The 23961-nt window shown below is 63.1% G+C and carries 16 protein-coding genes; 13 read left to right on the forward strand and 3 right to left on the reverse strand.

The features are described 5' to 3' along the window. Window positions 1-39 precede the first annotated feature (39 nt). From BLS13_RS10265 to BLS13_RS10315, 11 genes are all read left to right on the forward strand, one after another. Window positions 40-2082, forward strand: coding sequence for an adenylate/guanylate cyclase domain-containing protein (locus BLS13_RS10265; RefSeq protein WP_093451865.1), 2043 nt, complete (start codon window positions 40-42; stop codon window positions 2080-2082). 28 nt (window positions 2083-2110) lie between these two features. Continuing rightward, window positions 2111-2809, forward strand: coding sequence for a hypothetical protein (locus BLS13_RS10270; RefSeq protein WP_256325805.1), 699 nt, complete (start codon window positions 2111-2113; stop codon window positions 2807-2809). Between the two features lie 265 nt (window positions 2810-3074). After that, window positions 3075-4616: a cysteine--tRNA ligase gene (gene cysS / locus BLS13_RS10275; RefSeq protein WP_093451868.1), complete on the forward strand. Its 1542-nt coding sequence runs from the start codon at window positions 3075-3077 to the stop codon at window positions 4614-4616. A gap of 131 nt (window positions 4617-4747) precedes the next feature. After that, complete coding sequence (locus BLS13_RS10280) at window positions 4748-6403, forward strand: acetolactate synthase large subunit (RefSeq protein ID WP_093451870.1); 1656 nt, start codon at window positions 4748-4750, stop codon at window positions 6401-6403. A 168-nt stretch (window positions 6404-6571) separates the two neighbouring features. Then, window positions 6572-8008 carry an aldehyde dehydrogenase family protein gene (locus BLS13_RS10285; RefSeq protein WP_093451871.1) on the forward strand — a complete coding sequence of 479 codons (1437 nt, stop codon included), beginning with the start codon at window positions 6572-6574 and terminating at the stop codon, window positions 8006-8008. A gap of 157 nt (window positions 8009-8165) precedes the next feature. After that, window positions 8166-9569, forward strand: a complete 1404-nt coding sequence (locus tag BLS13_RS10290; RefSeq protein WP_256325806.1) for a multiheme c-type cytochrome — start codon at window positions 8166-8168, stop codon at window positions 9567-9569. Then, on the forward strand, window positions 9566-11593 hold the full coding sequence (locus tag BLS13_RS10295; RefSeq protein WP_093451873.1) for a GlcG/HbpS family heme-binding protein: 2028 nt from the start codon (window positions 9566-9568) through the stop codon (window positions 11591-11593). Before BLS13_RS10290 ends, BLS13_RS10295 begins: the two co-directional genes overlap by 4 nt. Continuing rightward, window positions 11593-13473, forward strand: a complete 1881-nt coding sequence (locus BLS13_RS10300) for a hypothetical protein (protein WP_093451874.1) — start codon at window positions 11593-11595, stop codon at window positions 13471-13473. Before BLS13_RS10295 ends, BLS13_RS10300 begins: the two co-directional genes overlap by 1 nt. A gap of 8 nt (window positions 13474-13481) precedes the next feature. Beyond that, window positions 13482-17510 (forward strand): LVIVD repeat-containing protein, encoded by a 4029-nt coding sequence (locus BLS13_RS10305; RefSeq protein ID WP_371128201.1) that lies wholly within the window; start codon window positions 13482-13484, stop codon window positions 17508-17510. Between the two features lie 246 nt (window positions 17511-17756). Next, window positions 17757-17954 (forward strand): type II toxin-antitoxin system VapB family antitoxin, encoded by a 198-nt coding sequence (locus BLS13_RS10310; RefSeq protein WP_093451876.1) that lies wholly within the window; start codon window positions 17757-17759, stop codon window positions 17952-17954. Continuing rightward, window positions 17951-18310 (forward strand): type II toxin-antitoxin system VapC family toxin, encoded by a 360-nt coding sequence (locus tag BLS13_RS10315; protein ID WP_093451877.1) that lies wholly within the window; start codon window positions 17951-17953, stop codon window positions 18308-18310. Before BLS13_RS10310 ends, BLS13_RS10315 begins: the two co-directional genes overlap by 4 nt. Here the strand turns inward: BLS13_RS10315 and BLS13_RS10320 are convergent. The 3 genes from BLS13_RS10320 to fsa all read right to left on the reverse strand — a co-directional run bounded on the left by BLS13_RS10320 (window position 18307) and on the right by fsa (window position 20641). Continuing rightward, entirely contained in the window at window positions 18307-19224 is a 918-nt protein-coding gene (locus tag BLS13_RS10320; RefSeq protein WP_371128203.1) for a tyrosine recombinase XerC, read from the reverse strand. The genes BLS13_RS10315 and BLS13_RS10320 overlap by 4 nt on opposite strands. A gap of 88 nt (window positions 19225-19312) precedes the next feature. Then, window positions 19313-19873, reverse strand: a complete 561-nt coding sequence (locus BLS13_RS10325) for a DUF484 family protein (protein ID WP_093451879.1) — start codon at window positions 19871-19873, stop codon at window positions 19313-19315. Between the two features lie 114 nt (window positions 19874-19987). After that, window positions 19988-20641: a fructose-6-phosphate aldolase gene (fsa, locus tag BLS13_RS10330; protein WP_093452022.1), complete on the reverse strand. Its 654-nt coding sequence runs from the start codon at window positions 20639-20641 to the stop codon at window positions 19988-19990. A 96-nt stretch (window positions 20642-20737) separates the two neighbouring features. Between fsa and BLS13_RS10335 the strand changes: the two genes are divergently transcribed. Further along, window positions 20738-22906: a primosomal protein N' gene (locus tag BLS13_RS10335; protein WP_093451880.1), complete on the forward strand. Its 2169-nt coding sequence runs from the start codon at window positions 20738-20740 to the stop codon at window positions 22904-22906. An 82-nt stretch (window positions 22907-22988) separates the two neighbouring features. Continuing rightward, window positions 22989-23915 carry a flagellar type III secretion system pore protein FliP gene (gene fliP / locus BLS13_RS10340; RefSeq protein WP_093452024.1) on the forward strand — a complete coding sequence of 309 codons (927 nt, stop codon included), beginning with the start codon at window positions 22989-22991 and terminating at the stop codon, window positions 23913-23915. Window positions 23916-23961 lie beyond the last annotated feature (46 nt).

The raw sequence follows: 23961 nt of genomic DNA on the forward strand, positions 1-23961 counted from the left end.
GGGCCGCTTCGAAGACCGCCGCCATTGGGGGGGAAAGCCATGTTAGACGGCGCAGCCAGCGCGAATGATATCGGCGCCCGCGCCCGCGCCGTATCCGGGGACTTCGTCGCGCGCAGCCGCAAGACGCTGAAGCAAATCGGTCCCACGCGGTTGATCACGACGACCGTCTTCATCATCCTGGCACTCGCTTTCGCCCGTTACAGCTGGTCGGTGATGCTGGCCAAGGATGCCGAGCGCGCGCTGTATGACGTGCGATCGCTGCTCGCTTCGCCGAAGGTCGATACCGATCCACGCATCGCGATGGTGACCTTTACCGAGGACACCTTGCGCGCCACCGGGCGCCGCTCTCCGCTCGATCGATCCATGCTGGCGCGCGGCCTCGCCCAGCTCGACAAAATGGGCGCCAAGGCGATCGGCATCGATATTTTGCTCGACCAGCCGACCCCCGAAGACCCGATTCTGATCAACGCCTTCAAGACGATGAAGACGCCGACCTTCGTGGGTCTCGCGACCAACGCGACCAATCCGACCTTCATGACCTTGGACCAGGAGACCTTCCTGCGCGGTTTCGTTGCGCAGGCGAAGCCGGGCAATGTCCATTTCACCAGCATCCGGCTGCAGGCTGATGATGACGGCGTCGAGCGGAGCTGGCCCGATCAGCCGCGCGAGCTGCCGCCGCTGATGGCCAATTCGCTGGCGCCCGGCCATGAGCAGTTCCGCGACTTTCGCGGCAGCATCCGCTATCGGCTGCCGCTGTTCGTCGAACGGCCGGTGTTCGACAAATTTCCGATCGACATCATCTCCAATCCCGACCTGCTGGAGGCGATGAAGCCCAGCATCCAGGGGCGCTATATTCTGGTCGGCGGCGACATTCCCGATATCGACCAGTTCATCACGCCCTCGTCGCGTATCCGCAAGGGCGAGACCACAATCGGGCTGGAGATCCACGCCAATCTGCTCGCGCAGATGCTCGACAATGTCATGCCGCCGAAGGTTCCCGGCTGGGGACTGTGGCTGATCGCCGTCGGCATCGTGCTGATGGGGGCGCTCACCAGCGTCGCCAACATGCGGATCATCTGGCTGTCGCTGGCATTGCTCGTGCAGCTTGCGATCGTCGCCGCTTTGCCCTTCCTGCTCCAGTTCAAAGGAATCGACACGCAGGGCCTGCCGGTCTTCGGCTGGATTCTCGGCTGGGTATTCGCTTATTCCGCCGTCGGCACCGCCGCGCGCGGCATCGGTTCGGAACAGCGCAACTTCGCGCAGTCGGCGCTCGGCAAATATCTGCCGCGTGACATCGCGAACGATATCATGAAGAATCCCGAGCGGCTCGCCCTCCATGGCGAAAAGCGCGAGATCTACGCATTGTTCAGCGATCTCGAAGGCTTCACCAAACTCAGCCACCAGATCGAACCGGAAATGGTGGCTTTCCTGCTCAACAACTATCTCGATGTGCTCAGTGAAACCGTCCTCGAATATGGCGGCACGATCGACAAATTCGTCGGCGATGCGATCGTAGCCTTCTGGGGTGCGCCGATCAGCCGGCCCGACGATCCCGACCGCGCCGTCAAATGCGCGATCGCCATGTACGAGGCGGGTGAAGCCTTCCGCCGGCGCGCGCCGGAAGGCGTGCCGCCGATCGGGGTAACCCGAGTCGGGCTCCATCGCGGCGAAGCGATCGTCGGCAACTTCGGCGGCGAAGGTCGTATTCAATATACGGCGCTCGGCGACTCGATGAATACGGCATCGCGGCTCGAAGGCGCCAACAAATATCTGAAGACGAAGACGCTCGTCAGCGACACGATCGTGGAAAAATCGACGTTAGGATATTTCCGGCCGATGGGCAGAATCGCGGTTTCGGGCCGTTCAACGCCGATGGAAGTCTATGAACCGGTCCCTAACCAAAGTTTGGAAGATGTGATCAGCTTCACAGCGCTGTTGAAGCGTTTCGACGATAACGATCCTCAAGCGATGTCGGAACTCGAAGCCATGGTGGTAGCGAATCCTGATGATAAGGCTCTGGCCAATCTGGTAGAGCGTCTTCGTGAAGTTGGACCTGGAGGGTATAGTGCACTCGATAAATAAAAGCCGGCCGCAGCTATTGGCGGCATTGTTGGCCCTTTCTCTTGCGGGATCGGCAGTCGCGGCTCCCCTCGTCGTGCGATCGGCTGGCCCTTCTGCAAAGGCTTATCCGGCAGGGAAGGCCATTCCCGATGATGCCAAGATCGTCCTCAAGGCGAACGACATGGTCGTCCTGCTCGATGGCAAGGGCACGCGTACGCTGACCGGCCCGGGCACGTTCAGCGCCACCGCCTCGGCGGTCGCCGCCCAGACCGGATCGACCTTGTCCGCACTGGCCAGCAGCGGCGGCGAGCGCCGGGCCCGCATCGGAGCCGTGCGCAGCGTGAAATCCACGGACTCGCACAATCCCAGCGTGTGGTTCGTCGATCTTGAGCGCAGCTCGAACATGTGCATCGCCGACCCAACCTCGGTTACGCTCTGGCGCCACGACAGCGAAGCCGCTGCCACGGTCACCGTGACCCGCGTATCGGACGGCAAGGCCGCTTCGCTCGATCTCGCCGCGGGCCAGGCCCGTGCCGCCTGGCCGGCCGCGTTGCCCGTCGCCGACGGTGGCCAGTACAAACTGAGCTGGGTAGGCGCGAAGACGCCGACAGCCGTCAAGTTCATCGTCATCAAGGCCGGCTCGCCGGGGCTCGAAGACATGGCGCAGTCGCTGATCAAGGCCGGTTGCGATGCGCAGCTCAACCTGCTGATCGAAACAGTGTCGGTTCCGGGACAGCCGCAGGGCTGACCCGAAACCTCTCACCTGACAGAATTGAAGGGCCGACGGAGACTCGTCTCCGCCGGCCTTTTCTGTGTTTGCGTGGTTTTATCCGGCGAAAAATCGGCTAGGAGCGAGGGAACTCCCCTCCCTGCAAGGGAGGGGTGAGGGGGTGGGTGCGAGCGCAGCGAGCTCACCGCTCTCTCCGAAAGCGAAGCCAGAGGCATCGAGCCTCTGACTTCGCCACCCACCCCCGGCCCCTCCCTTGCAGGGAGGGGAGACTGTTGAGTGACCGATGACCGATACCGCAATGACCGGCGCCCCCTTGATGCTGTTCGACAGCCTGACCCGCGCGACGCGGCCGTTCACGCCGATCGATCCGACGATGGCCCGCGTCTATAGCTGCGGCCCGACCGTCTATAATTTCGCGCATCTCGGTAATCTGCGCGCCTATATTTTCACCGATACGCTGCGCCGGGCGCTCAATTGGAAAGGGCTGCCGGTCAATCATGTCATCAACATCACCGATGTCGGACATCTGACGTCCGATGCCGATGAAGGCGACGACAAGATGGAGGCCGCCGCATCGCGGGCCGGCAAGACGATCTGGGATATCGCTGCCTTCTATACACAGGCTTTCAAGGCCGATCTGTCAGCGCTCAACATCCGTCAGCCGACTTTGTGGAGCGTCGCCACCGATCATATCCAGGACATGATCGGCTTTGCCCGCCGCATCGAAGAGGCCGGCGCGAGCTACGAGCTCGATAACGGCCTCTATTTCGACACGTCGAAAGTGCCTGATTATGGTCGACTCGCGGGTGCGCGCGGCGACGCCGACGATGTCGTGGCACGCATTGCCGAGGTCGAGGGCAAGCGCAATGCCGCCGACTTCGCCTTGTGGCGCAAATCGGCCGAAGGCGAGCAACGCCAGATGGAGTGGCTGTCGCCATGGGGGCCCGGCGCCCCCGGCTGGCACCTCGAATGCTCGGTGATGAGCATGAAATATCTGGGCAACCAGTTCGATATCCATACCGGCGGCATCGATCATCGCGAGATCCATCACTGCAACGAGATCGCGCAGAATCAGGCATTCACCGGCACGGAAAATTCGGGCGCCAATTTCTGGATGCACAATAATTTCCTGGTCGATCGCGGCGGCAAGATGTCGAAGTCTAAGGGCGGTTTCGCAACCCTAACCAGCGTGACCGATCGTGGCGTGCATCCGCTTGCCTATCGCATGCTCTGCCTGTCGGCCCATTATCGCAGCGAACTCGAATTCTCGCCCGAAGCGCTGGCGGCCGCGCTGACCCGGCTGACCCGGCTGGTGATGGCCGTCGGGCAGTTGCGTGCGCAGGCCGGCGAGCAGGCGTGGATGCGGATCGTCGCCGAAAGCACCGCCACGCGCGGCGCGTCCTTCGCCTATCAGCGGTCGGTGATCGAAGACGGGCTCGATCGCAAGGCTCGCGACATCCTCGAAAAGTTCGACGCGTCTTTGTCCGATGACCTGATGGTGCCGCAATTGCTGCCCCTGCTCGAACAGGCGCTGGCCGATCGCGCCATCCCGGCCGATCAGCGGCTGCGGCTCGTGGCGACGATGGACCTCGTGCTGGGTCTCGATCTCGCAGCCCTGCGCCGCGCCGACCTGCGCATGCGTCCCGCCGAAGCAGCGATCGGCGAGGACGAAATCGAAACCCTGCTCACCGACCGACTCGCCGCCCGCGCGGCCAAGGATTTCGCGACATCGGATCGCATCCGCGATGCGCTTGCCGCACGAGGCGTTTCGGTGATGGACGGCCCCGGCGAGATCGCCTGGGACTGGGCGGTCCAGCTTTCGTAAATCGTGCGCGATCCTTCGAAAAAAGCGCCTGTTCGTCGGCAGAGAAATGACATAGCAGTTGTGCCCGGCGCGACGCGTCGATTGAAAATGGCCAAGATCAGGGGATCGATGGCCGAAGAGGGGGAAGCGAAATGGCCACGAAGGCATCCGACCTGTTCATTCAGTGTCTGGAAGAAGAAGGCTGCGAATATGTGTTCGGCGTGCCGGGCGAAGAGAATCTCGATTTCCTCGACAGCCTTTCGCGTTCGACCAAGATCAAGCTGATCCTGACCCGCCACGAACAGGGCGCCGGCTTCATGGCCGCGACCTATGGCCGTCATACGGGCAAGACCGGCGTCTGCGTCGCCACGCTCGGGCCCGGTGCAACCAACTTCGTGACCGCGGCCGCTTACGCCTTTCTCGGCGGGATGCCGATCCTGATGATCACCGGCCAGAAGCCGATCAAGAGCAGCAAGCAGGGCCGCTTCCAGATCCTCGACGTTGTCGACATGATGCGCCCGATCACCAAATATACCCACCAGCTCGCCTCTTCGGACAATATTCCGAGCCGCGTGCGCGAGGCATTCCGCCTGGCCGAGGAAGAGAAGCCGGGCGCGACCCATATCGAATTTCCCGAGGATATCGCCGACGAGCATACCGACAGCGTGCCGCTGAAGCGCAGCCAGGTCCGCCGTCCGTCCGCCGATCCGAAATCGGTGCGTGCAGCCGTCAAGCGGATCGAAGACGCCAAATCGCCTTTGCTGGTGATTGGTGCCGGCGCCAACCGCACGATGACGAGCCGCATGCTGCTCCAGTTCATCGAGAAGACCGGCATCCCGTTCGTCACCACCCAGCTCGGCAAGGGCACGATCGACGAAACCCATCCGAAATTCCTGGGCTGCGCCGCGCTTTCGGCGGGCGATTTCGTCCACCGCTCGATCGAGCATGCCGATCTGATCATCAACGTCGGCCATGACGTGATCGAAAAGCCGCCCTTCTTCATGAAGCAGGGCGGAACCGACGTGATCCACGTCAGCACCAATACGGCATCGGTCGATCCGGTCTATTTCCCGGCGATCGAGGTAATCGGCGATATCGCCAACGCGATCTGGCAGATCCGGGAAGATATCGTGCCGTCGGGCGCATGGAATTTCGATTTCATGATGAAGGCGCGCGCGGCCGAAGTCGCCCATACCGCATCGCTGGACGGCGATGCCCGCTTCCCGATATTCCCGCCCTTCCTGGTCCGCAAGATTCGCGAAGCGATGCCGCCGAGCGGGATCATCTGCCTCGACAACGGCGTCTATAAGATCTGGTTCGCGCGCAATTATCCGGCGCGGCAGGCCAATACCGTGCTGCTCGACAATGCGCTGGCGACGATGGGCGCGGGCCTGCCCTCGGCGATGGCATCGGCGATGGTCTATCCGGATCGCAAGGTGATGGCGATCTGCGGCGATGGCGGGTTCATGATGAACAGCCAGGAAATGGAAACCGCCGTCCGCCTGAAGCTGAATATCACCGTGCTGATCCTGAACGACAGCAGCTACGGCATGATCCGCTGGAAGCAGGCGAACATGGGCTTCAAGGATTGGGGCCTCACCTATGGCAACCCCGATTTCGTCAAATATGCCGAAAGCTATGGCGCGATCGGCCACCGGGTGGAGAGCGCCGAAGGCCTGCCGGCCCTGCTCAAGCATTGCCTCGACACGCCCGGCGTGCATCTGATCGACTGCCCGGTCGATTATTCGGAAAACGACCAGATCCTGAACAAGGACATCAAGACACTGAGCAAGGCGGTCGAGGGCTGAACCCCTTTCACGTCAGCCATTTTTGTGCCTTCTCCCGCTTGCGGGAGAAGGTTGGATGAGGGGCTTCTTTCTTCTACTGGAGCACCCTTCGCCAAATGCGTGAAGAAGAAGACCCTCACCCTTCCCTCTCCCGCAAGCGGGAGAGGGTCTAAAGACACAGAGGTCATCATGAAACTCCAGGACACCTATCCGCTCTATCTGGCCAATGAGGCTCAGCAACCAAACACCGATCTGGCGGTGACCGACAAGTTCACCGGTGAAGTCGCGACGCGGGTGGCGTTGGCCGATGCGAAGACGATCGACGCCGGCATCGCGGCAGCCGTCGAAGCCGCCGAGCCGATGCGGCATATGGCGAGCTATGAACGGCAGGCCGTGCTCCAGCATTGCGTGAACCGGTTCACCGAGCGCAAGGACGAACTGGCTTATGCCCTGTGCGTCGAAGCCGGCAAACCGATCAACGACAGCCGCGGCGAAGTCGGCCGCCTGATCGACACGTTCCGGATCGCCGCCGAGGAATCGGTGCGGATGACCGGCGAGGTGCAGCCGCTCGATATTTCGCCACGCGCGAAAGGCTATCAGGGCATCTGGAAAAGGGTGCCGATCGGCCCCTGCTCCTTCATTTCGCCGTTCAACTTCCCGCTGAACCTGGCCGCGCACAAGATCGCGCCGGCGATTGCCGTCGGCTGCCCGTTCGTGATGAAGCCCGCGAGCCGCACGCCGCTGGGCGCGATCATCATGGGCGAAGTGCTAGCCGAGACCGACCTGCCCAAGGGCGCCTTCTCGATCCTGCCGGCCAGCCGCGACGGCGCCGACCTCTTCACCACCGACGAGCGGCTGAAGCTGCTGTCCTTCACGGGATCGCCCGACGTGGGCTGGGATCTCAAGGCGCGCGCCGGCAAGAAGAAGGTCGTGCTCGAACTCGGCGGCAATGCCGCCGTCATCGTCGATCAGGACGCCGATCTCGATGATGCGGTTGCGCGCACCGTGTTCGGTGCCTTCTATCAATCGGGTCAGTCGTGCATCGGTGTCCAGCGCATCCTGGTCCACGACAAGGTCTATGACGCGTTCAAGGAAAAGCTCGTCGCGAAGACGAAGACGTTGATCGCCGGCAATCCGCACGACGAAGCGACGTTCGTCGGCCCGATGATCGACGTGAAGGAAGCCGCGCGCCTCGACAACTGGATTCAGGAAGCCGTCGGCAAGGGCGCAACCCTGCTGTGTGGGGGCAAGCGCGAGGGCGCGATGCTCGAGGCGACGTTGCTCGAAAATGTCGATCGCAATACCAAGATCAACATCGAAGAGGCCTTCGGTCCGGCCGCGTTCCTCATCCGCTTCCACGAGTGGAAGGAGGCGATGGACATCGTCAACGATTCCAAATTCGGCCTCCAGGCCGGGATTTTCACGCGCGACATCTTCAAGGTGCTTGATGCCTGGGATGAGCTTGATGTCGGTGGCGTCGTTGTCAATGATGTGCCGAGCTACCGTGTCGACAATATGCCTTATGGTGGCGTCAAGGATTCGGGTCTCGGCCGCGAAGGCATCCGCTTCGCGATGGAAGACATGACCGAAATCCGGAATCTCGTGATCCGTCGCCGACCTGGCTGAATCGAACAAAATCAGTGATGAAGACAACAAAATCTGATCCGAAACGGGTTCGTCGATTGCGCTTCTGTTCATAACGCGCAATAGAATGCACCAATAGCGCAACGACCTGGGGCCAATGATCGTTGCGGAGTCGGAGCGGCTGTGAGGGAGCGCCGAATTGGGGGGTAGCGTGTCAGGCAGGCGATCCTGCGTTCATGGTTTGCTCTGCGTCCTGCTGATTGCCGGCGCAGCGCTGATCCTCGCCATCGGCAACTGGGGCAGCGCCGCTCTTGCCGAATCCGCGTCCGCATCATCACATGATATGCATGTCGGGGTCGCATCCTGCGCGGGCTCGACCTGCCACGGGCGCAGCGAGCCGACCGGTAAAGTCGTTCGTCAGGATGAATTGCTGCGCTGGCAGGACCCCGCCAGCCCGACGGGCGCGCACAGCCGCGCATATACGGTACTTTCGGGCGCCCGGGCGCGTGACATCGCCGCGCGGCTCAATATCGGGCCTGCCACCGACGCGCCGATGTGCCTCGGATGCCATAGCGATCCGGCTTATGCCGGCAAGGGACCGCAATTTCACACCAGCGACGGCGTTGGTTGCGAGGCTTGCCATGGCGGCGCGCAATCGTGGCTTTCGAGCCATTATGCCGTGGGCGGCACCCATGCCGCAAACGTAGCCAGAGGCATGTACCCGCTCGACCGTCCTCGCGCGCGCGCCGAAAAATGCCTCGATTGTCACTTCGGCAGCGATCGTTCGGGCCAGTTCGTTTCGCATCGGATCATGGCTGCCGGTCATCCGCGCGTCTCGTTCGAACTCGACCTGTTCAGCGCGCTGCAACAGCATCATCTCGAAGATGCCGATTATGTCAGTCGCAAGGGCCGCACCAATAATGTGAAACTCTGGGCGATCGGGCAGGCCGTCGCGGTAAACCGGGCGACGACCCTGTTCGCCGATCCGAAGCTCGGTCAGGAAGGCGTCTTCCCCGAAATCACTTTCTTCGATTGCCAGACCTGTCATCGCCAGTTCGTCGACGGGCCGAAGGGCAAGGCGAATTGGGTCGCCAACCCGGGCCGGCCGATCCCATCCGGCATGCCGGCCTTCAACGACGAGAATATGATCATGCTATCGGCCGCAGCCAGGGTTGCAGCCCCCGTATTGTCAGCAAAGTTCGAAGCCGACAGTCGCGACTTCCATGCCGCTCTGGCCAAAGACCGGGCATCGGCCGTCAAGGCCGGCAAGAAGCTTGCGAGTTCGGCCGATCAACTGGCTTACGCCTTCGCCCGGGCGGACCTTGGTCGGAATGCCACGTTTGATATGATCGAGTCGATCGCCGGCCCGACCCTCGCGCCCCGCTTCACCGATTATGAGGGCTCGGTCCAGGCGGTTATGGCGGTCGATACCTTGCTCAATGCGCTGGTCCGCGGCGGATATGTTTCCGACAAGAGCGCGGCGGCAATCCGTGGATCAATCGATCGCGCCTACAAAGCGGTGGGCGATTCAAACAATTATCGCCCTGCGGACTTCCGCGCCGCACTATCCCAGGCCGCTTCGTCGATAAGGGCGCTCAAATGACCTTCCGGCGCTTCACGGCACTTCTGACGATCACAGCGTTCACGCTCGCCTCATGCGGTGGGGGTGGCAGCAGCAGCGGCACCGTGTCGACGGGCGGCGGTTCGACCTTTTCGTCGCCTGCGGCGATTGCCTTCCCGGCGATCACCCAGCAGGCGCTGACCTCTGTCGACGTCCAGCAGATCATGGCGCAGGCGATTGAGGAAGCGGCGGCGCGCGGCAAGCCCGCAGTGATCGCGGTCACCGATCGCGTCGGCAACGTGCTTGCGGTGTTCCAAATGAATGGCGCGCCGACCACATTGACGATCAAGACGCGCCCAGAAGACCGGGCCGTCACACCGACCGACGTCGAGGGCCTGGTCGTCCCCGGCAGCTCCGCGGCCAACCCTCTGACGGCCGCAGCGATTTCCAAGGCGATCACCGGCGCCTATCTGTCATCGGGCGGCAATGCCTTTTCCACCCGCACGGCAAGCCAGATCGTTCAGGAACATTATCCGCCCCGCCCCGGCGGCGCCGGCGATCAGCCGGGCGGGCCGCTGTTCGGCGTGCAGTTCAGCCAGTTGCCCTGTTCGGACCTGTCGGCGCGCTTCACGGCCGCAGGCGGGCCTTCGGCCTTCATTGGCCCCAAGCGGGCGCCGCTGGGCCTCGCGGCCGATCCGGGTGGCTTCCCCCTCTACAAGAATGGGCAGGTGGTCGGCGGTATCGGCGTGATGTCCGACGGACTGTACAGCTACGACACCAATATCGACGATGTCGACACTGACGATGACGAATATATCGCGCTGGCCGGTACAAGCGGCTTCGACGCCCCATCGACGATCACCGCCGACAAGATCCAGGCGGGGATCCAGCTGCGGTACAGCGATGCCGTCGCCGCAAATCTGAAAAAGACGCCGAGCGCCGCGCGCAGCTTCGCATCGCTCAACGGCAGCGTCGGCGCGCTCGCGTCGGTTACCGGCTATTATGCGCAAGGGACCACGCCGACCGTGCTGGCCGGCACGCCTTATGGCACCGAAGCGTCAGGTATCCGGCAGGTCACTGCCGCCGAACGTAGTGGCGGTACCGTGATCGACAATGCGGACGCCTATATCCTGACCAACGGTTCGGGCGCGAACCGCTATCCGATCAAGGGGGGCACCGACGGAAGCGAAGTTTCGACACCGCTGACGGCCGCCGAGGTCAAGGCCGTCCTCGAAGAGGCCTTCAAGATCATGAGCCGCGCCCGCGGCCAGATCCGGAAGCCCCAGGACAGCCAGGCGCAGGTGACGATCTCGGTAATCGATACGCAGGGTAGTGCACTCGGCATAGTCCGTTCGCCCGACGCGCCAATCTTCGGCACTGACGTGTCGTTGCAGAAGGCGCGGACTGTAGCCTTCTTCTCCAATTCGCGCGCGGCCGCCGATCTCCAGGACAATCCCAGCCCGGATGTGCAAGGGTTCGTCGGCAAGATGGGCGCCTTCATCAACGCTTCCACGCTGACCGGTGCTTATGCATTTGGCGATCGGTCCGTCGGCAATCTGGCCCGCCCCTATTTCCCGGACGGCGAAACCGGCCGGCCAAACGGCCCGTTGTCGCGGCCGTTCAATCAGTGGAGCCCCTTCTCGACCGGCTTGCAGAGCGCTTTGATCCTGACCAACATCGCCCAGCATGTCGGATTCGTGCTCGGGGCATCGACGACGGATACACCGCAACGCTGCACCTTCGGGCCCGACGTGCCCGGCAAGGCGCAGAATCGACTGCAGAACGGCATCCAGATCTTCGCCGGCGCGGTGCCGATCTATCGTGGCAACACCCTGGTGGGTGCGATCGGCATTTCGGGCGACGGCATCGATCAGGACGATATGATCGCCTTCCTGGGGCTCTATAATGGCGGCCAGCGGATCACCACGATCGGCGAGGCTCCAGCGGCGATCCGGGCCGATCAGATCGTGGTTCCGGTGGGGGCCGGCGTGCGGCTGCGCTATGTGAGCTGCCCGTTTGCCCCGTTCCTGGATACGTCCGATCAGAATGTGTGTGACGGCAAATAATGGCTGCGCATCTCATCTCCTCGCTGTTGCAGACGGTCGCGCTGATCACGGGAACACCCGACGCTGCCTCCCCCGCCGTCGATGCCCCCTTGGCGTCCGAAAGCGCACCGGAGACAAGAACCGACACATCCACCGATACCTCGATCGATGGCCGCCGGCGGCCAGGTGTTCAGCAGGAACTTCCACCGGCGATCACGCAGAACAATCCGGGCGCGGTCGCCGCGCCGCCGCCCGAAGCCTTCCCGACCGACGAATTCCCGATCCCCGATCGCTGGCGGCTCGCCAAGGCTTTGTGCCCCGACAAGCATTTCGTCGGGCTGCAGAACGACTGCCATTCGCCGTTCGATCCCTATCATCAGAACAGCCTGAAGGGTGATCGGCCGATCCAGGTCGATAAATTGCCCAAGTGGATCCCGCTGAAGGGCGATGACTGGTTCCTCAACCTCAATGCCATTTCCGATACGATCGTCGAGCCGCGGTCGTTCCCGACTCCCGTCTCGAATCCCGGCAGCGAACGCGCAGGCGAGATCGATCAGTTCGGCCGCGACCGCAGCCTCGTTGCAGCGCAGACCTTCATCTTCGGTGCGGCGCTGATCAAGGGATCGACCGCGTACAAGCCGCCGGACATCGAATATCATGTCACGCTGGCTTATAATGTGAACTATGTGAACGTCGAGGAACGCGGCGTGCTGCGCGTCCAGACGTCGCGCGCGAGCCACCGGACCGACAGTTTCCTGGGCGTGCAGGAACTCTTCATCGACAAGCATCTGGGCAACCGTTCGGATCGCTACGATTTCGATTCGGTGCGTATCGGCATCCAGCCGTTCCAGGCCGATTTCCGGGGCTTCCTGTTCAACGACAATCAGCTCGGCATTCGTTTCTTTGGCAACCGTGATAACAACCGCTACCAGTATAATGTTGAGCTGATCTGGCGGCTCGACAAGGATACCAACAGCGGACTGAACGATCTCACCAAGAAGCCGCGCGATGATTATATCATCTTCGGCAATCTGTTCGTGCAGGATTTCCCGCTGCCAGGGCTGACCTCGCTCGTCTCGGCAACCGTCAATCTCAACCGCGAAACCGAACGTGCCGTCGACAAGAACGGATTCCCGGTCCGCCCTGCCCTGCTCGGCGACCAGCGCCCGCGTTCCTATGACGCTTATTATCTGGGCTACAGCCTCGACGGACGGATCGGCCGGTTCAACCTTTCGAGCAGCGTCTATGGCGTGTTCGGGCAGGACCGCTACAGCGTCTTCACATCGAAGACATCGTCGATCGAGGCCTATTTCGGCGCGGCCGAACTCAGTTACGATTTCGACTGGATTCGGGTGAAGCTGTCCGGCCTGTATGCCAGCGGCGACAAGAAGCCATATGACAATAAGGAAAACGGCTTCGATTCGATCTTCGAAAACCCGGTCTTCGCAGGCGCCGACACCAGTTACTGGATCCGCCAGTCGATCCCGTTCGTCGGCGGCGGCGGTGTGGCTATCAACCAGCGAAACGGCATTTTGGCCGATCTGCGCACGTCGAAGGACGAGGGCCAGTCGAACTTCAACAATCCCGGCACAATGTTACTGGGGGTCGGCGCCGATTTCGACATTCTGCCGCAACTCCGCCTTTCGACCAACGTGAACCATCTCTGGTTCCAGAATACCTCCTCGCTGCGCGAGCTGCGCAACGAGGGCAGCATTCCGAAAGCGATCGGCTGGGATCTTTCGGCCGCCGCGATCTGGCGCCCGAAGATGGTGCAGAATGCCGTGTTCCGGCTATCGGCAGCCATGCTCGATCCGGGCAAGGGCTTTTCGGATCTCTTCACCAATTCACGCGGTGACAGCCGTTATTATTCGGTCTTGTTCAACGCGATATTGACGTTCTGAGGATGTACATGGGGGATCGGGGCAGCAGGGTGGTACGGTGGGCGGCGCGCGGCGCGATGGCGCTGGCGGCGGCGCTGACCGTGTTCGCCACGGCGCCATCGCCGGCGTCCGAGGGTGAGAAGCCCGTCAAGCGGATCTATGCCGTCACGCCTCCTTCCCCGCAGACCCAGGACTGGTCCGACGCGAAGCCGAAAAGCGATGGCTGCGTGTCCTGCCACACGGCCAGCGACCAGAAGACGATGCATGCGAGCCAGGCGGTCGTGCTGGGCTGCACCGATTGCCATGGCGGCGATTCCAAGGTGTTCGTCGGCGCCGGGCTGAAGCCCACCGATGCAGCCTATGTTGCCGCGCGTGACAAGGCACATGTGCTGCCGCGCTATCCCGAGGCGTGGCACTGGCCGTCCTCCGCGAACCCGAAGCGCGGCTATACGTTGCTCAACAAGGAAGCGCCCGAGTTCGTGCGCTTCGTCAATCCGTCCGACTATCGCGTCGCACGCCAATCCTGCGGCGCATGCCATATGGAGATCATCCAGGCGGCCGAACGGTCGCTGATGTCCACCGGCGCGATGCTGTGGGGCGGCGGCGCCTATAATAACGGCATCGTCCCGTACAAGAATTACATCTTCGGTGAATCCTATACGCAAAAGGGCGAGCCCGCGGTGATCAAGTCACCGGGCAGCCCCGCCGGATCGGTGACGCCCGAGCAGAAGGCACGCGGCGCGCTGCCGATCATGTATCCGCTGCCAACCTGGCATGTCGTACCACCGGGCGACATCTTCCGCGTTTTCGAACGCGGCGGTCGCAATATCGGCACGCAATTCGCCGAAATCGGTCTGCCCAACCTGACGGGCAGCATCCAGCGCCTCGAAGAGCCGGGCCGGCCCGACCTCAAACAGTCGAATCGCGGCCCCGGCACCGGACTGCGCACCGCGATTCCGATCCTGAACATCCACAAGACCCGCCTCAACGATCCGTTCATGTGGTTCATGGGCACCAACGACCAGCCGGGCGACTATCGTTCGTCGGGCTGCGCCGGTTGCCACGTAATCTATGCCAATGACCGCGAGCCGACACACAGCCTGATTTACGCCAAATTTGGCCGTGACGGGCAGACCGCGACCGTCGATCCCACCATCGCCGACAAGATGGAGCCCGAAGACGAAGGCCATGGCCATCACAAGGGATTGCCCGGCCATGGCGACGTGCCCGCCCATCCGATCGGCGCGATGAAGGAAAAAGGTCACCCGATCGAGCACGCCTTCACCCGCGCAATCCCAACTGCCCAGTGCATGAACTGCCACATGCACCAGCCCAACATCTTCCTGAACACCTATCTCGGCTACACGATGTGGGATTATGAATCCGACGCGCCATTGATGTGGCCGGCCAAGCAAAAATATCCGACGATGGCTGAGCGCCACGCAACGCTCGAGCGCAACCCGGAGGCAGCCGCCGCGATCGGCAAATGGTCCGACATCGATTTCCTGCGCAACGTGTTCGACGATGTGAACCCGAAGGCCAAGGATACGCAGTTCGCCGACTATCACGGCCATGGCTGGAATTTCCGTGCGATCTACAAGCGCGATCGCGAGGGCAATCTGCTCGATGCCGCCGGCAAGGTCGTCAGCGCCGACGATCCCGAGAAATTCCACATCAAGGGCACCCCGGAATTCCAGCAGGTCGGCACCCAAAAAGGCAAGGCCGTCCATATGATGGACATCCATGCCGAAAAGGGCATGCAGTGCGCCGATTGCCACTTCGCGCAGGACAGCCACGGCAATGGCCTGATCTATGGCGAAGTCGCCAATGCGATCGAGATCGGCTGCAAGGATTGCCATGGCACGCCCGATGCACTCCCCACGCTGTTGACCTCGGGCCCTGCCGCGCGGCCGGGCGGCACCAATCTGGCGCTGCTGCGCAATCCTGATGGCAAGCGCCGCTTCGAATGGTCGACCGACGCCAATGGCGAAAAGATGCTGATTCAGCGCTCGCTGGTCGATCCCAAGCTGGAGTGGAAGGTATCACTGGTCGCCGAGACCGTCGATCGGTCGAGCGCCCACTTCAATCCGCTGGCGGCGCGCGCCAAATTGATGAGCAAGTCCGGCATCGAGGACGGCAAGTTCGCCTGGGGCCCGGGCGTCGCGAAATCCGATCGCGCGCACGACACCGACAAGATGGCCTGTTTCACCTGCCACCTGTCCTGGACGACATCGTGCGGCGGCTGCCATTTGCCGATCGAGGCGAACTGGAAGACCAGCAGCCACAAATATGACGGCATCGAAACGCGCAACTTCGCGACCTACAACCCGCAGGTGGCGCGCGACGAGATCTTCATGCTCGGCCGGCACGAGACCACCAAGGGCAATATCATCGCCCCGGTCCGTTCGACTTCGGCGCTGGTGCTGTCATCGACCAACATCAACCGCGAGCGCATCTATGTGCAGCAGCCGCCAATCTCCGCGGCCGGCTATTCGAGCCAGGCGTTTGCCCCGCATTTCCCGCATACCGTGCGCAAGACCGAAACCAAGACCTGCACCGATTGCCATTTGTCGGCGAATGACGACAACAATGCGATAATGGCGCAGCTCAACGCGCTCGGCACCAACTTCATCAACCTGGTTGGCTTCAACGCCTGGACCGGGCTCGAGCGCGGCATCGAAGCGGTGCGCGTGACCGAGTGGAGCGAGCCGCAGGCGGTGATCGGTTCCTATCTGCACAAATATGCCTATCCGGATTTCTACAAGCAGCATCAGGATCATGGCCGCGAGCTGATCAACTGGGTCCGCGGCAAACGATTCGACAAGAATTTGTCGGGTGAACCCGACGCGACCGAGGAATTCAGCAACAACACCCATGCGACGGCCGATGCCGCCCGCTGTGTGCAGCTGCGCGGCGAATATCTGTTCGTCGCCGAGGGCAAGGGCGGCTTCCGCGCCTATGACGTCGCCTCGATCGCCAACAAAGGCACGTCGGAGCGCATCCTGACCGCGCCCTTCTCGCCGCTCGGCCATGACACGCATATCGGCAGCAAGAATGCGACGTGCATGGCGCTGCCGACCGGCCAGGCGATCAGCACGCTGCGCAACGATCAGATCACCAAATATTATGCCGAGAATCAGGAACAGAAGATGGGCGAGATCTATCGCTACGCCTTCGTGACCGATTCCGAGGAAGGCCTTATCGTCGTCAATGTCGAAACGCTGGCCGATGGCGATCCGCGCAACAACTTCTTCAAGCGCGCGGCGACCTGGAACGAAGGCGGCGTGCTCAACGGCGCCCGCCACATCACGATCGGCGGCAACTATGCCTATATCGCCGCGCAGGCGGGCATGGTGGTGGTCGACATCAGCGACCCGCTCCACCCGCGTCATGTCGCGACCGTGCCGCTACGCGACGCCCGCGCCTCAGCGCTGCAGTTCCGCTATCTGTGGGTGACCACAGCCGATGGCCTCCAGCTGCTCGACGTGACGCACCTCGACAAGCCGCGGCTGATCCCGCAGGCGACGCTGCCGCTGGCCGACGCCCGCCGCATCTATCTCGCCCGCACCTACGCCTATGTCGCGGCGAAGCAGGACGGCTTGGTGATCGTCAACATCACTAAGCCCGAGCATCCGACGGTCTATCAGCGCGTGACTTTCGACGGGAAGCTCAACGACGCCGAAGACGTGATCGTCGGCACCACCAACGCCTCGCTGTTCGCTTATGTCGCGGACGGGCGGAACGGCCTGAAGGTGCTCCAGCTCACGTCGCCCGAGAGCCAGCCGAACTTCTACGGCTTCTCCCCCGCGCCGAAGCCCGAACTGATCGCCTGGGCGAAGACCCCCTCGCCCGCGCTGTCCCTCTCCAAGGGCCTCGACCGCGACCGCGGCGTCGACGAAAGCGGCAACCAGATCGCGATCTTCGGCCGGGTCGGCTCGCGTCCGTTCCACCGCAGCGAGATGGAGAAACTGTTCCTGAACTCGCGCGGCGAACCGTGGAAGGTGAGCGATACGCCGAGCTTTGCGGACTGGGTGCCGGCGAGGGTGGCGGGGCGGTAGCTCCCATAGGCGCATTACGGCGTCTCTTCGATATGATGAGAGGCCCAACCCAACTCGTCATTCCCGCGAAGGCGGGAACCCATATCCTCTGAAGCTCGAACCTCTTGTGGTTCGGAGATTATAGGTTCCCGCCTTCGCGGGAATGACGAATTCGGAGAGCTGATACCTCATGCGCTCAGCATTCAGCGCATAGATAATAGCATCATTCGGTGATAGAATCGTGCCTCAACACGAGGACGATCACCCATGCGAACAACCCTTGCACTCGATGACGATCTCGTAGCCAAGGCCCAGGCCTATACGGGACTCAAGGAGAAATCCGCGCTCGTCCGCGAGGCGCTCAAGGCCCTGGTCGAACGCGAGAGTGCGCGCCGACTGATCTTGCTTGGCGGAACAGAGCCGGACATCGTCGCGGCGCCCCGGCGGCGCAGCGGGGACGAATGATCCTCGTCGACAGTTCCGTCTGGATAGATCATCTCCGAAGCGCCGATGCTGACCTCTCCCGCTGCCTCGCAGCGGACCAGGTTCTGTCCCATCCGTTCGTCCTCGGCGAGATCGCTTTGGTCAGTCTACGTCAGCGGGATATCGTGCTCGGAGCGCTCCGCGGATTGCCCACAGCGACGCTCGCCAGTGACGACGAGGTGCAAATCCTGATCGATCGGGAATCGCTCCATGGCATCGGGATCGGCTATGTCGATGCCCACCTGCTGACCTCCGTGCGCCTCATGCCCGGATCCCGGCTGTGGACCCGCGACAAGCGGCTGCACGGAGTGGCGGCAAAGTTGGGGCTCATCGATTAAGCCCGCGGGTGGGCATTCCGGTACACATCGAGCAGATGCGCCGCATCGACGCCCGTATAGACCTGCGTCGACGACAGGCTCGCGTGCCCAAGCAATTCCTGCAGCGAGCGCAGATCGGCACCCCGCCCGAGCAGGTGCGTCGCAAAGCTGTGCCTTAACGCATGCGGCGTGGTACGCTCGTTCAAACCCAGACGCACCCGCGCCGCCTGAACCGCGCGGCGGATGATCTCCGGGGCCAGCGGGCCGCCGCGCGCACCCCGGAACAGGATTTCGCCGGGAGCCGTGCCGTAGGGGCACAGGCCGACGTAAAGCTCGATCGCGGCACGTACCGGCGCGATCAACGGCACGATCCGCGTCTTGGCGCGCTTGCCCGTCACCGACAGCGTTTCGCCGAGCGGCAATATGTCGCCGGTCAGCGCCATCGCCTCGCCGATGCGCAAGCCCGCGCCGTAGAGCAGCAACAGCACCGCCTCATCGCGCGCGGCGATCCAGGGTTCGCTCGCAGATTCGGCGGCGTCCTCGGCGATGGCGGCGATGTCGGCCGGAGCGACCGGGCGCGGGACGCCCTTCTTGACCCGTGGCCCCTTCATCTTGACGGAGTTGCCGCTGCCACCCTGCCCGGCCCGGACGAAATCGAGAAAGCCCCGTACCGCCGACAGTTCGCGCGCGGCCGAACTGTTGCCCAAGCCATCGCCGCGTCGTTCGGAGAGGAAGCCGCGCAAATCGCCGCGATCGATGCTGGCAAGCATGGTGGCGTCCACCATCTGGCCGCGATGCTGGCCCAGAAAGCCGATCAGCCGATGCGCGGTCGCCTGATAGGCGCGGATGGTATGTTCGGACCGCCGCCGGTCGCGGCGCAGATGATCGGCCCAGGCGACGGCGAGCGCGCGGGCCGGGTGGTCATCCAGTGCTATGTTCACGTTCGTGAACTCGCACCGGATATTTGGTTGCGCGATTTCCGAGCCGCCGAGTGATTCCACTCGGCTCGAAATCGCTGAAGGGTCAAGGGAGCAGCCACCGCCCGATCATGCGCGAAAGCATCGCGCCGAGGAAGCCCAGCAATTCGGAACCCGCACGATTGTCGAACCCCTGCGGGCGCCTTTGGCCCAAAGCGAGCACACCGCCGGGCAGCGGCGGTTCCGATGGCAGCCGTACCAGAGCCTCGGCACGGATCAGTTCGGATGCCGGCCCGAACAAGGGATGCCCGCGATCGACCCCGCGCATCACCACGCCGTCAATGTCCTGGATCGATCGCTCGACGATGCGGCGTTCGACGAATTGCAGTCCCGACGCATCGGCGCGCAATCCCCGATCGCCGACGAACAACGCCACCGATACCGCGTCGAGGCCGAGAAGATCTGGCCACAATTGGGTGACGATGTGAATCAGATGATCGAGCCCGTCGGCATCGGTCGCCGCCAGCACCGCGGCGTGGATCGAGGAAACAGCGCCCGAATGGCCGCGCGCGAAAGCGATCAGATCCTGATTCGCCTCCTCCACCTCCGCCATGCGGCGGCGGAGCGAGGCCATCGCGCCACCTTCAAAATCGATCACACTGCCCATCGGCGCAGTCTATGCCACATTGGTTAACAGGCAATGGCGATATTATTACGCGCTCGGAATTTGGGTTTCCAACTCCTCCCCCGAGATTGCTCGGGGAGGAATTTAGGATTTTAGTCAGAGAATCGACTGACCCGTCTTCGCCCAATCGGCCATGAAGCCCTGGATACCCTTGTCGGTGAGCGGGTGATTGAACAGCGCCTTGATGACGGCTGGCGGCGCGGTCATCACGTCGGCGCCGATCTTGGCCGATTCGAGGATGTGGATCGGGTGGCGGACGCTGGCGACAAGGATTTCGGTGCCGAAATCATAATTGTCGTAGATCTGGCGGATATCGGCGATCAGGGCCATGCCGTCGAAGCCGACATCGTCATGCCGGCCGACGAAGGGCGAGATGAACGAGGCGCCGGCCTTGGCCGCGAGCAACGCCTGATTGGCCGAGAAACACAGGGTGACGTTGACCATCGTTCCCTCGTTGGTGAGCGCCTTGCAGGTCTTCAGCCCGTCGATCGTCAGCGGCACTTTGATGCACACGTTCGACGCGATCTTGCGAAGGATCTCGGCTTCCTTCATCATCGTCGCATGATCGAGCGCGACGACCTCGGCCGATACCGGCCCTTCGACGAGACCGCAGATTTCCTCGACGACTTCGACGAACTTGCGGCCCGATTTGGCGATCAGCGAGGGGTTGGTCGTGACGCCATCGAGCAGGCCGGTGGCGGCGAGTTCGGCAATGTCCGCGGTATCGGCTGTGTCGACGAAGAATTTCATGGTTGCTTCCCTGATGATCTCTGATTCCCCGGCGCTATAGCCGCTGATCGACCATCGCGCATTTCCTTTCCGCGCCATGGCCCCTAATCAGGCGCCATGGCCCGTGCCCATGTGCTCCTGCTCAACCCCGCCCTCGGGCCGCTCGATTATCGCGCCGATCGCGAGCATGCGGTCGCGCCCGGCAGCATCGTGCTCGCGCCGCTTGGGCCCCGCCAGCTTGTCGGCGTGGTGTGGGAAGAGGAAAGCCTGCCGTCGGACAATCAGGTCGGCGACAATCGGCTGCGACCGTTGCTCAGCGTCTATGACGTGCCGCCGATCGCCGCGCCGCTCCGCCGCTTGATCGAGTGGACCGCCGATTATTATCTGGCACCGCCGGCAGCTGTGCTGCGCATGGCGCTGCCGTCATCGAGCGCGCTCGACGGCACCCGCAGCATCACGGAATATCGACTGACCGGCGTGGCTCCGGACCGAATGACGCCGCAACGCGAACAGGCGCTCGATCGGATCGGCGCGCGACAGGGCCTGATCCGCGAACTGGCGACGATAGCCGAGGTCAGCGAGGCAGTGATTCGCGGCTTGGTGAAGTCCGGCGCGATCGAGGCGGTAACGGTGTCGATCGATTCGCCCTGGCCGGCGCCCGATCCCGATCATGCCGCGCCCGACCTGTCCGACGAGCAGCAGCTTGCGACCGGCATGCTGGTTGACGCTGTCGACGCGAAGGCGTTCCATCCGTTCCTGCTCGACGGTGTTACCGGATCGGGCAAGACCGAGGTCTATTTCGAGGCGATCGCCGCTGCGCTGCGCCAGGATCGACAAAGCCTTGTGCTGCTCCCCGAAATCGCGCTGACCGAGCCGTTCCTGAAGCGCTTCGAAGCGCGGTTCGGCGAGCGGCCGGTCGCATGGCACAGCGAATTGCGGCAATCGCAGCGCCGACGGGCGTGGCGATCGATATCGAGTGGCGATGCCAAGGTGGTGGTCGGGGCGCGATCGGCCTTGTTCCTGCCCTATCGCAACCTCGGCTTGATCGTGGTCGACGAGGCGCATGAGACGAGCTTCAAGCAGGAGGATGGCGTCCTCTACCATGCCCGCGATGTTGCCGTGATGCGCGCGAAACTCGAGGACATTCCGGTCGTCCTGGCTTCGGCCACCCCGGCGATCGAGACGCGCCAGCAGGCGGCGATCGGACGCTACACCGAACTCAAGCTCACCGCGCGCCACGGCGTTGCCGAAATGCCGGAGATCATCGCGATCGACCTGCTCGCCGATCCGCCGCCGCGCGGCCGATGGATCGCGCCGACGTTGATCAGGGCGCTGGCCGAGACACTCGCACGCGGCGAACAGAGCCTGATGTTTCTCAACCGGCGCGGATTTGCGCCGTTGACCCTGTGCCGTCATTGCGGACATCGCTTCCAATGCCCCAATTGCACGTCTTGGATGGTCGAGCACCGGCTGGTCGCACGGCTGCAATGCCACCACTGCGGGCACACCATGGCGCCGCCGCGCGCCTGCCCCGAATGCAAGACCGAAGACAGTCTGGTCGCCTGCGGCCCCGGCGTCGAGCGGATCGCGGATGAGGTGACGGCGCTCTTCCCCGACGCACGGATGGCGATCGCGACATCGGACACGCTCTCGACCCCGGCGCGCGCCGCCGAATTCGTCGAGCGGATGGAGGCTGGTGCGATCGACGTGGTGGTCGGCACCCAGCTCGTCACCAAAGGCTATCATTTCCCGAACCTGACATTGGTCGGCGTGATCGATGCCGATTTGGGGCTGTCCGGCGGCGACCTGCGCGCCGCCGAGCGCAGCTTCCAGCAGATCGCGCAGGTGGCCGGCCGCGCTGGGCGCGGCGAGAAGCCCGGGCATGTCTATGTCCAGACGCATGAGCCGACCGCGCCGGTGATCCAGGCGTTGCTCTCCGGCGATGCCGCGAGCTTCTATGCCGCCGAAACCGAGGCGCGGCGGATGGCGCATGCGCCGCCGTTCGGCCGCTATGCCGCGATCATCGTGTCGAGCGAACATGCCGACGAAGCCGCGGAGACGGCACGGCTGATCGGACGCAGCGCGCCCGAAGTGGACGGGATGCATGTGTTCGGCCCCGCCCCTGCCCCGCTCGCCATGCTGCGCGGGCGGCACCGCCAACGGCTGCTCGTCCATGCGCGGCGGACGCTCGACGTGCAGGAAGTGATCCGGGGCTGGCTCGGCGCACTGACCTGGCCGCGCGGCGTGCGCGTGGCGGTGGATGTCGACCCGTATAATTTCCTGTGAATTGAGCCGGCGAAAGCGAGAAATTAACGCGTGCTAACGCGAAATTAACCCTTTGGCGTGTTGAAAGGACTAGGAAATGACCATGACCTTTCGCCTCGCTTCCAATTCCTCCCCGAGCTTTCTCGGGGAGGGGGACCATCCGCAGGATGGTGGAGGGGCCTGCGCGCGCTTCGGATGTAGCGCAGGCCCCTCCACCGCTCTTCGAGCGGTCCCCCTCCCCGTTCCGGGGAGGAATTGGATACTCGTAGCGATAGCCCTTCTATTGCTGCTGTTCGCCGTACCATCGTTCGCCGCCGATATCCCGGGCTCGCAACTAGGCCCCGCCCAGAGCGGCGCGCTGGACAAGGCGATGACGACGATCGCAGGCGACGGCAAGCCGCTGTCGCTGTCGCTCCAGATCCTCATATTGATGAGCCTGCTGACGGTGCTGCCGTCGCTGGTGCTGATGATGACGAGCTTTACCCGGATCATCATCGTGCTTTCGCTGCTGCGGCAGGCGCTTGGCCTCCAGCAGACCCCGCCCAATCAGGTTCTGGTCGGGCTGGCTTTGTTCCTGTCGATGTTCATCATGCGGCCCTCGCTCGATCAGATCAACGCCAGTGCGTTCAAACCGTACGGCGCCGGCCAAATCACGATCGAGGAAGCGGTGACCCGTTCGGGCACGGTGCTCCACGGCTTCATGATGCGGCAGACCCGGCAGACCGATCTCAAGCTGTTCGCCGACCTCGCCAAGGTTCCGGCATTCGCATCACCCGCCGACGTCCCCTTCTCGATCCTGCTGCCGGCTTATGTGACCAGCGAATTGAAGACCGCGTTCCAGATCGGCTTCCTGATCTTCCTGCCCTTCCTCGTCATCGATCTGGTGGTAGCCTCCACCCTGATGTCGCTGGGCATGATGATGCTGTCGCCGGCGATCATATCGATGCCGTTCAAGCTGCTGCTGTTCGTGCTGGTCGATGGATGGGCGCTGACAATGGGTTCGCTCGCGGCGAGTTTCGGCGGTGGTTGACTTGGCGTATCTCCCTCTCCCCCGCTTGCGGGGAAGAGGGCCGGGG

This window comes from Sphingomonas sp. YR710, from assembly GCF_900101455.1.
In the GTDB taxonomy this organism is placed as follows: Bacteria; Pseudomonadota; Alphaproteobacteria; order Sphingomonadales; family Sphingomonadaceae; genus Rhizorhabdus.

Excerpts from the sequence above, each read along its gene's own strand:
- BLS13_RS10265 (WP_093451865.1), top strand. The coding sequence starts at position 40 with ATGTTAGACGGCGCAGCCAGCGCGAATGATATCGGCGCCCGCGCCCGC.
- cysS (WP_093451868.1), top strand. The coding sequence starts at position 3,075 with ATGACCGATACCGCAATGACCGGCGCCCCCTTGATGCTGTTCGACAGC.
- BLS13_RS10280 (WP_093451870.1), top strand. The coding sequence starts at position 4,748 with ATGGCCACGAAGGCATCCGACCTGTTCATTCAGTGTCTGGAAGAAGAA.
- BLS13_RS10285 (WP_093451871.1), top strand. The coding sequence starts at position 6,572 with ATGAAACTCCAGGACACCTATCCGCTCTATCTGGCCAATGAGGCTCAG.
- BLS13_RS10295 (WP_093451873.1), top strand. The coding sequence starts at position 9,566 with ATGACCTTCCGGCGCTTCACGGCACTTCTGACGATCACAGCGTTCACG.
- BLS13_RS10300 (WP_093451874.1), top strand. The coding sequence starts at position 11,593 with ATGGCTGCGCATCTCATCTCCTCGCTGTTGCAGACGGTCGCGCTGATC.
- BLS13_RS10305 (WP_371128201.1), top strand. The coding sequence starts at position 13,482 with ATGGGGGATCGGGGCAGCAGGGTGGTACGGTGGGCGGCGCGCGGCGCG.
- BLS13_RS10310 (WP_093451876.1), top strand. The coding sequence starts at position 17,757 with ATGCGAACAACCCTTGCACTCGATGACGATCTCGTAGCCAAGGCCCAG.
- BLS13_RS10315 (WP_093451877.1), top strand. The coding sequence starts at position 17,951 with ATGATCCTCGTCGACAGTTCCGTCTGGATAGATCATCTCCGAAGCGCC.
- BLS13_RS10325 (WP_093451879.1), bottom strand. The coding sequence starts at position 19,873 with ATGGGCAGTGTGATCGATTTTGAAGGTGGCGCGATGGCCTCGCTCCGC.
- fsa (WP_093452022.1), bottom strand. The coding sequence starts at position 20,641 with ATGAAATTCTTCGTCGACACAGCCGATACCGCGGACATTGCCGAACTC.
- BLS13_RS10335 (WP_093451880.1), top strand. The coding sequence starts at position 20,738 with ATGGCCCGTGCCCATGTGCTCCTGCTCAACCCCGCCCTCGGGCCGCTC.
- fliP (WP_093452024.1), top strand. The coding sequence starts at position 22,989 with ATGACCTTTCGCCTCGCTTCCAATTCCTCCCCGAGCTTTCTCGGGGAG.